We start from the raw sequence: 10437 nt of genomic DNA on the forward strand, positions 1-10437 counted from the left end.
CTGGGGCCTGGACTCATCTGCACGAAATAAGCTTGCGCGGCATCTTCGATATCAAGTTCTGCATCCATGGAAATCCCGTCCGGCAGCGTTTGCGGGTCATCCGCCTGCGGTTCGGGGGTACAGGGTCGATCGGCCCAATCACGAGTTTGTTCTTCGACCGCTGCGACTAACGCATCGAAGTCGACGTTGCCGGTCGCGGCCAACACAATGTTTTCGCCACGATAACGGCGATTGAAATAGTCACGCATCGTTTCGACACGCATCGTTTCAATCGACTCGCTCGTCCCGAGCACACGGCGTCCGAGTCCCCGTGGGCTAAAGTGACGCTCCATCGCACGTTCAAAGGCACCAAACGGAGGTTGGTCTTCGTACTTGGCGATCTCTTCCAAGATCACTTGTCGTTCGGTTTCAAATTCGCCCGCATCCAGTGACGGGCTGAGCATATCGGTCAGCAGTTCGATGATCCGATCTTGAAATTTCGGCAGCACGGTGGCGTAGTAAACCGTTTGTTCTTCGGTCGTGTAGGCGTTGCTTTGGCCACCAAGCTCGTCGAGTTCGCGGTTGACATCAGCAGCCGATCGCTTCGCTGTTCCCTTGAACATCATGTGTTCCAGGAAATGGCTTAACCCCGATTCAATGTCGGTTTCGTTGCGAGAACCTGCGCGAACAAAATAGCCCATTGCCGCAGAATAACAGCGGTTATCAATCTCCGCTGCAATGCGGAGGCCGTTGGCAAGCGTGTGGTGTCGGAACTGCGCCATATTGAAATCGAACTTTAAGATTGCGGGTGGAGGAAGCGGACAGCGGCAACCGGCAATTATTGCGGTGCAGACAGCTTTTTAGGACCGAGCGTGACGATGCGAAAGTCGCCCGGAAGATGGTCCAACCAATAAGACTTGACCTCGTCAAGTGTTAACGACTCAATGATCTGTTCCAATTCCGCGGTACTTAGTACGCGGCCGAGTTGAAAGTAATCCGACGCGATCGACGAGGCTCGTGATGCGCTCGATTCTTGCTCCATAATCAAGTTGCTTTGGATGCGTACCTTCCATCGCTCGAGTTCATCGATGTCGAGGTCCTCGGTGAATTTCTTGAATTCGCCGAGCGTCACATCCAAGGTTTGCTGGGCCCGTTCCGGTGTGGTGCCGGCATAGCCAAACACCGCCCCCAATTGCTCGAGTGAATGGCAGCCTGCGGTGATCGTGTAGCAGAGTCCTCGTTGTTCTCGCACGCGATCGAACAAGCGGCTGCTCATTCCGTCGCTGAGAATCCCAATCGCCGCACGCAGTTTAAAGTAGTCGGCGTGTCCAAAGGGAATTCCGTCAAAGGAAAAACCGATGTGCGTTTGACTCGACGGAGAATCGATGTGCTCTTGACCGGCGGTGCCTTCAAACTTTGCCGCCGCGGCGATCTCGCCCGACTTCCAGTCGCCAAAATTCTGTTTGGCCCAGCCCACAACTTGATCGATATCCAAATTGCCTGCGACCGCCAAGATCGCACCGCCTGCGTGATAGTGCGATGTGTAGAACTCGCGAATGTGATCGGGCGTGATCTTTGCCAAACTGGACTGCGTCCCATGGCTGTTGCGACCGAGTCGTTTTCCGTATTGCAATTCACGCAACCGGATCATCACTCGTTGGGTCGGTTCGTCTTCGATCGCGCGCAGTTCTTGCATCGCCATCAACTTGGCATCGTCAAGTTGATCAGCAGGCAAGTGCGGTCGACGCACGATGTGGGCGTACAGCTCCAGTGCGGCCTCAAGCGAATCTGCGGGCATCGATCCGCCGTACGAAACGGCCGAGGTCGAAACGCCAGACGAACGATCCATCCCAAGATTGTCTTGGATCGCGACCAGATCACGGCTGCTGTAGTTTCCCGCACCACGCTGGACCATCTCGCAAACCATCGACGCGAGTCCGGCATCGTCATCCGCTTCGGCATTGACGCCGCCTCGCAACGACAATGAAAACGCTGCGGTTCGCAGCCATGGCATGGATTGAACAAGGACCGCCATCCCGTTATCAAGTTTTTCGATATGGATGGATTCGGTCGAGGAAGACAACGTATTCAGGGCAATCCCTTCAAGGTGAGTTTCGGATGCTAGCTTCGGATACTAGGTTCAGGCAAGTTAGGTTCGGGCCACTTAGGTTCGGGCGAGATCGATCGAAACGACATCCACCGTTTGTACTCGACCGATCAACGTGTGGACAAGTGCGTCGTCGATCGCGATCTTCATGAATTGGCCTGCTTGACGACGATTGCCGTCAAAAACAACGATGCGGTCACACGGGGTGCGGCCGACCATTTGCACGACATTCGCATCGGGATCCGACTTCGCCGCCTTCTTGCTAGGACCTTCCACCAACACTTCGACAACGCTGCCCACCAATTTCAAGTTGTCTTCTTTGGCGATCGCATCTTGGACCGCAAGCAACTCGTTGTTGCGGCGTACTTTGACGTCGTGCGGGATGTCGTCCTCGAGTCGTTTGGAGGCCTGCGTTCCCGGTCGCACACTGTACTGAAAGATAAAGCTGTTCTTGAATCGGCAGCGCTCAATCAGAGCGACCGATTTTTGAAAGTCCTCTTCGGTTTCGCCACAGAAACCGACGATGAAATCGCTGCTGACGGCGGCTTCGGGCAAAATCCGTTCGATTCGCTCGAACATTTCCATGTAGTCGGCGATCGTGTAGCCACGCTTCATTCGCTTCAGCACCACGTCGGAACCGCTTTGTGCGGGGACGTGAAGGTAGGGCGAACATTTCGGTAAATCACGCACCGTCGTCAACAAACGCTCGGTCATGTCTTTGGGATAGTTCGTCACAAATTTGATGCGATCGATCCCGTCGACTTCGTGCAGTTCTTCGAGCAGCGACGCCATGTCGGTGGTGTGATCCCCATCGCGATAGCGGTAACTGTTGACCGTTTGTCCAAGCAGCGTGATTTCACGACATCCTTGCTCGGCCAAAATACGAGCTTCGGACAAAATCTGTGCAGGCGGTCGTCCTTGTTCGGGACCCCGCGTGTTGGGCACGACACAGTAGGTGCAAAACTTGTCGCAGCCGATTTGGATTCGCAAGTAAGCCTGGAACGGCGTCGGCCGCATCGTCGGATCGCGGAGCGGGTCAAAGGTCTCATGGCTTCGCGCGATCGTCGCTTGCGATCCCTCGGTCCGCGAGAGGGAAACGGCGAGTTGACGTCCTTCGCCGCGACCAATTCGCTGCAATAACTCAGGGATCGTGTGCAATTGTCCAGGGCCGACGACCATGTCGACATACGGAGCACGCTTGAAGATCGTCTCCTGGTCCTTCTGCGCCATGCAACCCATCACCCCAATCATTTTGCTGGGGTCGGCTTCTTTGGCAGCACGGATTTTGCCTAAAGCACTGTAAATTTTGTCCTCGGCATGCTCGCGAACACTGCACGTGTTGTACAGCACGCAATCGGCATCCAAGGGCGAATCCACGACGGTATAACCGTGTCGCTTCAGGTCGGCGATAACCATCTCGCTGTCAAGCACGTTCATCTGACAGCCAACGGTGTGGATAAAAACTTTGCTCATGTCTTCTTTTTTGATTTCTCTTTTTCGGTCTTGCTGCCGGCGTCTTGGCTACGCTGCACAAAGGATCGGAGGGCGTCGGTCAGCCGAGAGCGGCGACGATGGAGCCCCGAAAATAATAGCATTGCCGCGATTAACGAAAACACGAGCCACAGCACGACGGGCGGCGATAAGCGAATCTGGCTAATTTCTGCGAACATGCCACTAAGATACCCGCATGTCCATCCGGTGCGGTAGGCATCTTCGCCGCTCTGATCCCACTTGCGAAGCCGAATTTGCGGGTTTCGCAGTGAAAATCAGGGGGATCGCCAGAGAAATTAGGCTCGGACGGGCGATCCGGACCACGATTCCGCCCCAACAAGCAATCGTGGAGAGGAGAGTTTTCGGCAGCGAAACTCGCGATGCGTTTCGCTACCGGACGCGCAAGAGGCCGAAAGTCACACGCGACTTTCGCTACGGTCTACGACGAAAATTAGCGGCCCACCAGCCCCTTTGCGGCGGGCGTAATGATCTGGCCAGAAAGCGGCATCCAGTCGCTCTGTTCGAGATCCGCCTTGTTCGCGATTTCGATGTAACCCTGTTTGTCAAAATAGAACCGGTGCGGTCTGGCATCCTCGGCCAACTTGATCGTCACGCGAAACGTGTTCTTGATTCGCGTGACGGGTTCGAGGACCGCCGTCAGGCCCAGCGGAGCAATATCGGTCACCATCGCTTCAGTGACGCTGGTTTCCGTGCGAAAACGCACAAAAAAGGACCATTCTTTGGGATCGCCCACCTCCACCGTGCCCAGGTCCAACCCTTGCGAATCAAGTTCAGGACCGTGAAAAACCAATGGTTTGCCGATCGTTCCACTGACCGGCAGATCGATCCACTCGGTTTGCGTCGTCTTGGTATCAAGCACACAGACGCGAATGTTCTCTTGGAAGGCCCCCGTACGGTGGCTGGGCGAACGGTATTTCACATTTAGCTTGTAGCCGCATCGTCCCTGTAGCGAATGCAGGTCAAGCGGCGGGAGCGGTTCGGTCGCAACCTCGATCGCTCCGCTGGATGTTTCGGTTTCCAGAATGACAAAGTCATCAAACACTTGGCTGTACAGCACGCATGAGGCTTCGATCGGTTTTTCGGCGCTCCCTTTTAGATGGATAAGCGTGTCGGAGTTCACTGCCCATACCGATCGCACTTTTCCTCGCACCGTGAATTCGATACTCGGATTTCGCGGGTCATTCGTTTCAATGATCGCGACCTGCTCGTATTGGTCGCTGACATCCTCGCCGACATTCCAGACCAAGGTGACTGGGCGGGATTCACCGGGGGGAACAATGCGGTCTTCGATCTTGGCAACGGTGCATTTGCAGCTGCTGCCTGCGGAGGTCAGTAAGAGTTCGTCTTGTCCGTCGTTAAAAATGACGAAGTCGTGAGTTGCCCCTTGGGTTCCAGGATCAAGCAATCCAAAATCAAATTCCGTTTGCTCGACCTTGGCGACTGGGTTCTTGCTCTTTTTCGCTTCGGCAATCTCCTTGGCCTCGGATGCAAGCTTCGCCAGGATCGCGTCATACTCAGCGCGACGATGATCCGGAACGCCGTACGGTTTGTACTTGGTTACCGAACCGAGCACGATGGCGAGACCAAAGACGATCACAAGTGCCAAGCCGCCAATCGCAATGCGAAGACCCGTCGAGCGGAGGGAAAACATGGTGAGGATCCGTTTTCAGGAGCAATCAGGGTGAATAAAAGAACGGGGTGAATGAAAGAACGGGAATGAGGTCTGGCGATGCACCATCACTCATCCCCGTCGTGTTGATTCCGAGCAAACAAGGTTGGGTCGGATTCGTTTTCAGATGCAACCGAATTAGTTGCTTTCGAAGGTGCCCTTCAAGGTCGCTGCATCGATGAACAAACCGTTGAACATTTCGTTTGGCATCAATTCGACTTCGCTGTCGGCGTAGCCACTGACTTGCGAGTTCGTGGCAACTCCATTGACGAACTGGAAACCTGGGTTCAAGTATCCGTCGCCGTTGCGACCGTCGTAGAACTGTTTGACCGAACCGTCTGCCATCAAGATGTTGGCGATGCCACCATGAAGTGCCATCCAGTCACGCGTGTCTTGAAGGTAAAGGTTGTTGCCACCCTTTCCGGTAGGTCCTTTGTTGCTTGCTGTACCGGTCACGGTGCTGTCAAAGTCAAAACAAGCAGCAATCGTTGCGTTGCCTTTTTCACACGCCATTTGCGTCGCAATCGGCAGGGTGGCATCGCCACCAGACGTGTGCTCTGCCAACGAAATCGAATCCGATGAGTTAACGTAAGCTGGTCCGTCGTTGAACGCTTCGGTCAACAGCATGCCTTGGGGCAACAGTTCTTCGCCGTTGCTGTCGGTGATCGAAACGATCAAAACGGCTTCATCAATGTCGCCAGGGCCCGCGTCACCAATCAGAGCGATGCTCGACGAGGGGATACGGCTACCGTCAATGATTGACAATTGGATCGGACCGTAAGTGCCTTCGCGTTGTTTAAAGTCCTTTTGGTTTGCCGTCCGAGTGCTCAATACGATGCCGCTGCCAGTACCGGATGTTAGCGGAGCGTTACGGACTAAGTGATAGCCAGCCGCATAGTTGGTGTTGTAGCCCTTCTCGAGGAACTGAGTTCCAATGTGTGAAGCACGTTCGGCTGACCCAGCAGCCAAAGCAGGAGTGGCACCAAAAATCTCGCGGCAAGCACCTTTATTCAAACGTGCAGCGGTGGTTCCCTTACCGTTGGTGGAGTTGCTACCGAGCAAGTCATTCAGTTTTTCGGAGCCTTTGCCACCGTTGCTTGGGCAAAGCATGTCCGATGGCAGTGCGGCACCGGAATTGACAAGGTCAGCGACCCAGCCGTAAGTGTCCATACATCCATCGCGGTTGTAGTCGCTTGCACCAGTGCACAAACGGCCGACCTGGTCGCGTTCAGCATAGGTCAGCAGCCCGATACCAAATTGGCGAAGATTGTTCGAGCAGGTGCTACGGCGAGCCGCTTCACGTGCTTTGGCGAGTGCGGGAAGCGCGAGTGCTGCCAGGATCGCGATGATCGAAATGACGACCAGCATTTCGATGAGAGTAAAGCCTTTTTTCGACATTTTCATTTGTAAAGTTCCTTGTTTACTCTGGACCCACTTCGCAGAAGCAGCCCAGAATGGGGATGAGTAGGTGGAGTGTTGTGGCGTGGTCGTCAGCTTCCTGTGAAAGGGAGGCTGCTGTTTTGGTTGTCACGAACCAAGACGTTGACGATTTCACGCCACTCGCTCCGCTCTTTAGTTACTTGGTAAAAACATGCACTGCGTTCGCTTGATGGATTCATCTCCACCCAAGCCACCGGGTGCGTCGGTATTGTGATTAGCCTGCCCCCCTCCTTCGTTGTTGGAAACTGAGTCTCGGTAAGTAAAACGGATTAGTTCTCGCTTCCTTTTGAGTTCAGCGAGTAGTAGCTGGACAACATGATTTCAGGAGCTTCGACATCGCTGCTGGTCCAGTAATCGGGATGTTGAGTAAAGCCGTTGTTGATGTAGCCGTCGCCGTTCTTGTCCTCAATCGCACGAATCGATCCGTCGGCCATCAATACATAAGCGACGCCAAGATGCAGCGGAGCCATGCCGCGATAGTCTTGTCGCGTTTTGTGGTTCCAAACACGCAGCCAACCTGAAACGCCTTCGCGGGGTGTGCCCGAGGGAAGCTTGGGGACTTCGAGTAAACTCCAGTCCGAGCCATTGTTGATGGCAACCGGTTGTCCGACCATTGATGTGGCGTAGAGCGCGCTGTCGGGAATCGTTTCCCCCACACCGAGTTCCAGAAATCCGATCGCTGCGGCATCACAAAGTAGTGGAATCGTGCTGGCAGGAGCCTTGCCCGCATCGACTCGATTGGTGGATAGCGGGCCGCGGGTCTTGTAGCGACCGCGGGTATCGTTGATTAATTGCGTGAATTCGCTGCTGGCCGAGGCGATCGCGTTACTGCACCCCTTTTCGTTTATGCTGGGGTTGCCGTTGTCGTCGAACGTGAACTCGGTTCGAAACAGGAACCACGTGCCTGCGTAATTGGTGTTGTATCCTTTTTGGATCAAGCGTCGATCGACCAGATTTGCACGGCCGGCGAGGTCGTTGACTGATTTTTCGTCAATCTCGCGAGCGATGTTCATCACTCGGTCGCCCATGGCGTCTTCGAAGGGTTCGCTACCGAGTCGACGACTCGAGAGACAGTCGACGCAAGGCATGCAGCCTGCATATTTCGATAAATTGATTTCGCTAATGTCCATTGTCAACAATTGCTGGATCGCAGTCGATGCCATCGCGGGATTGCCCGGACACCGCATCTCACTGACCAACACGCCACGATCCACCAGATCGGCGACCCATCCAAATTCGGTGGGCACGCCATCACGTTCATAATTGAAATCGCCCGAGCAAAAGGTTGAATCCGGAGCAGTGACAGTTCGTGAGGTTAATCCGACACCGAATTGCTTCAGATTGCTTTGGCACTGTGTCCCCCGTGCGGCTGCTCGAGCTCGATTGATTGCGGGCAACATCAGCGTCGCGAGCACTCCGATAATCGAAATCACCACCAACATTTCGACCAGCGTGAACGCCGCAGACGCTCGCTTGGTCGGTGCGGAGGTGTTCGATCGGTTAGGCAACATGACTTTTCTCAATGGATTGTTATGGGGAAGACGATGAAGTCCAAGCATTCCTGCGTATTCAAATTCCAGAAGATGAAAGCAAGGTGATCGCAGTGATAAGATTGATGTAAAATTCCAACGTCGCTTTCGCTCGGCGGTCAGTGATGACAACTGCTGCGGCCGGCAAATCCGCGTTCGAATGAACGTCGTGGCGTTAACATTGCGGAGCATTAAATGCGGTCAGATGATGCTTGAAAATGGCAATCTGAGTTACTCACAAAGCCTTCATCGCGTCTTAACGAACGCTCGGGGGGGCGGGGGGAGACACAGGCTTCGCGTTTTGCCTAGAGATGTTCGGTGGAGCACCTTAATTACAGGTTAGTGGCTGCGATAATCCCGCTGGAAAAACATAGATTGAGATGTTTCGTATTTCCGAATGAGGCGGACGGGTCGAGTCCGTTAACGGACACTTCATAATTGCAGACGACGATTTACTCACAAATGAGACGGTATTTTGGATGCGTGACAGCAACTTTGAGCATTTTCCAGCAAATGGATCCCTCGCTCGACTTCACAAACGCCAGCTCGATCGGCTAAACGCATTATTGATGGTGGCTCAAAAGCGGCCGTTTTATGCGAATCGGCTCGCGGGGCTGAGATTGCCACTGACGTCACTGGAGCAGCTTCGGCAGGTTCCGCTGTTGACCAAGGCTGACTTGATTCCCGCGTCGCAGCCGAAACCCGCGGGCATGTTCGATTTGCCAATGTCGCATTACACCCGCATGCATCAAACCAGCGGGACTCGGGGGTGGCCCCTTCCGGTACTCGATACTCAAGACGATTGGAGATGGTGGATTCGTTGTTGGCATTACGTATTGGACGTGGCCCAGGTGACCGAGAACGACATCGCCATGATGGCGTTCTCGTTTGGTCCTTTTATCGGATTTTGGACCGCCAGCGACGCCATGATCGACCGCGGGGCAACCTGTGTGCCGCTCGGCGGAATGTCCAGCGAATCACGTTTGAAGATGATCCAAGATCACGGTTGTACCGTGTTGTGCTGTACGCCTACCTATGCCTTGCATTTGGTCTCGACCGCAAAATCGCAGGGGTTGGATCTGACAAAAAACAGCGTCTCGCGAATCATTGTCGCGGGGGAACCCGGCGGGTCGTTGCCTGCGGTCCGGAATCGAATCGAACAGGCATGGGACGCCAAATTGATCGACCATGCCGGGGCGAGTGAGCTCGGGGCGTGGGGGTTCGGTAGTTCCGATGGCCGCGGGCTGCATGTCATCGAATCGGAATTTATTGCGGAAGTGCTCGATTTCAGCGATGATAATCCTGGCGGCAGCGAAGTCGCTGAGGGACAGATCGGTGAATTGGTGCTGACCAATCTGGGACGTTACGGAGGGCCCGCGATTCGCTATCGCACCGGCGACATGGTACGCGCCTATCGCAATCATGGTCAGCCGTCGACGTTTTTGTGGCTCGACGGAGGGGTGATTGGCCGAGCGGATGACATGATCGTCGTTCGTGGAGTGAATATCTTTCCAAGCAGCATTGAGTCGATTATCCGCGAGACGAGCGAGTCGAGCGAATATCGGATCATCGTCGAGCAAATCGATGAGATGGACCAGATTCGGCTCGAGTTGGAAGGGACGGCAGAGCAGGCAGCGTCCGTTGCACAATTGCTGCGTGATCGCCTTGCATTGCGGGTCGAAGTGACTGTGGTCGCCGAAGGATCGCTGCCTCGATTCGAAGCCAAATCACGTCGTCTCGTTGACCAAAGGGCGAGCCAAGGTTAAACCGTGAGCACGATGAATACCTCTGAAAACAAATCTGCGTCCAACGAATCCGATCTCACGCCCGTCTCGATCACTCGCGAAGGCGAAACGGCGATCCAAATTCAATGGAATAACGGTACAAGCACTCGCTGGACCGTGGCTCAACTGCGTGCCGCTTGCCCCTGTGCAACCTGTCGCGAAAAGAAACGCGGCGAACAGGAAAAGGAATCCGAGAAAAAGCAGGCGTCGCCGAAATCACTGAGCCTTCCCGTGCTCAGTGCCGAAGAGGCCCGTCCGCTGCGGATCGAATCGATGCGGCCGGTTGGCTCCTACGCCTACAGCATCGCGTTTTCCGATGGTCATTCCTCCGGCATCTTCCCCATGAAAATGCTGGCCAGCCCACCTGAATAATTCGGTGGGTGGCCTCCCATTACTTTCGCTCGGGCAATAGAAAGC

The 10437-nt window shown here is 54.7% G+C and carries 8 protein-coding genes; 2 read left to right on the forward strand and 6 right to left on the reverse strand.

Annotated features, from left to right (window positions below; all coding sequences use genetic code 11):
• The 6 genes from ABX962_RS19460 to ABX962_RS19485 all read right to left on the reverse strand — a co-directional run.
• Positions 1 to 761: M16 family metallopeptidase (locus tag ABX962_RS19460; protein WP_372721692.1), on the reverse strand; the 761-nt coding region annotated here is incomplete at its 3' end.
• Positions 762 to 817: 56 nt separating this feature from the next.
• Positions 818 to 2062, reverse strand: coding sequence for a M16 family metallopeptidase (locus ABX962_RS19465; protein WP_372721693.1), 1245 nt, complete (start codon positions 2060 to 2062; stop codon positions 818 to 820).
• A gap of 81 nt (positions 2063 to 2143) precedes the next feature.
• Positions 2144 to 3559: a tRNA (N6-isopentenyl adenosine(37)-C2)-methylthiotransferase MiaB gene (miaB, locus tag ABX962_RS19470; protein ID WP_372721694.1), complete on the reverse strand. Its 1416-nt coding sequence runs from the start codon at positions 3557 to 3559 to the stop codon at positions 2144 to 2146.
• Positions 3560 to 4028: 469 nt separating this feature from the next.
• A complete protein-coding gene (locus tag ABX962_RS19475; protein WP_372721695.1) occupies positions 4029 to 5249 on the reverse strand; it encodes a DUF1573 domain-containing protein in 1221 nt (406 codons plus the stop codon).
• 156 nt (positions 5250 to 5405) lie between these two features.
• The gene (locus ABX962_RS19480; protein ID WP_372721696.1) at positions 5406 to 6671 is read right to left on the reverse strand and encodes a DUF1559 domain-containing protein; all 1266 of its coding nucleotides are present in this window, start codon (positions 6669 to 6671) and stop codon (positions 5406 to 5408) included.
• A gap of 305 nt (positions 6672 to 6976) precedes the next feature.
• Positions 6977 to 8218: a DUF1559 domain-containing protein gene (locus tag ABX962_RS19485; protein WP_372721697.1), complete on the reverse strand. Its 1242-nt coding sequence runs from the start codon at positions 8216 to 8218 to the stop codon at positions 6977 to 6979.
• A 497-nt stretch (positions 8219 to 8715) separates the two neighbouring features.
• On the opposite strand from ABX962_RS19485, the gene ABX962_RS19490 reads away from it, so the two are divergent.
• On the forward strand, positions 8716 to 10002 hold the full coding sequence (locus ABX962_RS19490; RefSeq protein ID WP_372721698.1) for a phenylacetate--CoA ligase family protein: 1287 nt from the start codon (positions 8716 to 8718) through the stop codon (positions 10000 to 10002).
• Between the two features lie 12 nt (positions 10003 to 10014).
• Positions 10015 to 10392 carry a DUF971 domain-containing protein gene (locus ABX962_RS19495; protein ID WP_372721699.1) on the forward strand — a complete coding sequence of 126 codons (378 nt, stop codon included), beginning with the start codon at positions 10015 to 10017 and terminating at the stop codon, positions 10390 to 10392.
• Positions 10393 to 10437 lie beyond the last annotated feature (45 nt).

Source organism: Novipirellula sp., assembly GCF_041583735.1.
Lineage (GTDB): Bacteria > Planctomycetota > Planctomycetia > Pirellulales > Pirellulaceae > Novipirellula.

Excerpts from the sequence above, each read along its gene's own strand:
- ABX962_RS19495 (WP_372721699.1), top strand. The coding sequence starts at position 10,015 with ATGAATACCTCTGAAAACAAATCTGCGTCCAACGAATCCGATCTCACG.
- miaB (WP_372721694.1), bottom strand. The coding sequence starts at position 3,559 with ATGAGCAAAGTTTTTATCCACACCGTTGGCTGTCAGATGAACGTGCTT.
- ABX962_RS19475 (WP_372721695.1), bottom strand. The coding sequence starts at position 5,249 with ATGTTTTCCCTCCGCTCGACGGGTCTTCGCATTGCGATTGGCGGCTTG.
- ABX962_RS19485 (WP_372721697.1), bottom strand. The coding sequence starts at position 8,218 with ATGTTGCCTAACCGATCGAACACCTCCGCACCGACCAAGCGAGCGTCT.
- ABX962_RS19490 (WP_372721698.1), top strand. The coding sequence starts at position 8,716 with ATGCGTGACAGCAACTTTGAGCATTTTCCAGCAAATGGATCCCTCGCT.
- ABX962_RS19480 (WP_372721696.1), bottom strand. The coding sequence starts at position 6,671 with ATGAAAATGTCGAAAAAAGGCTTTACTCTCATCGAAATGCTGGTCGTC.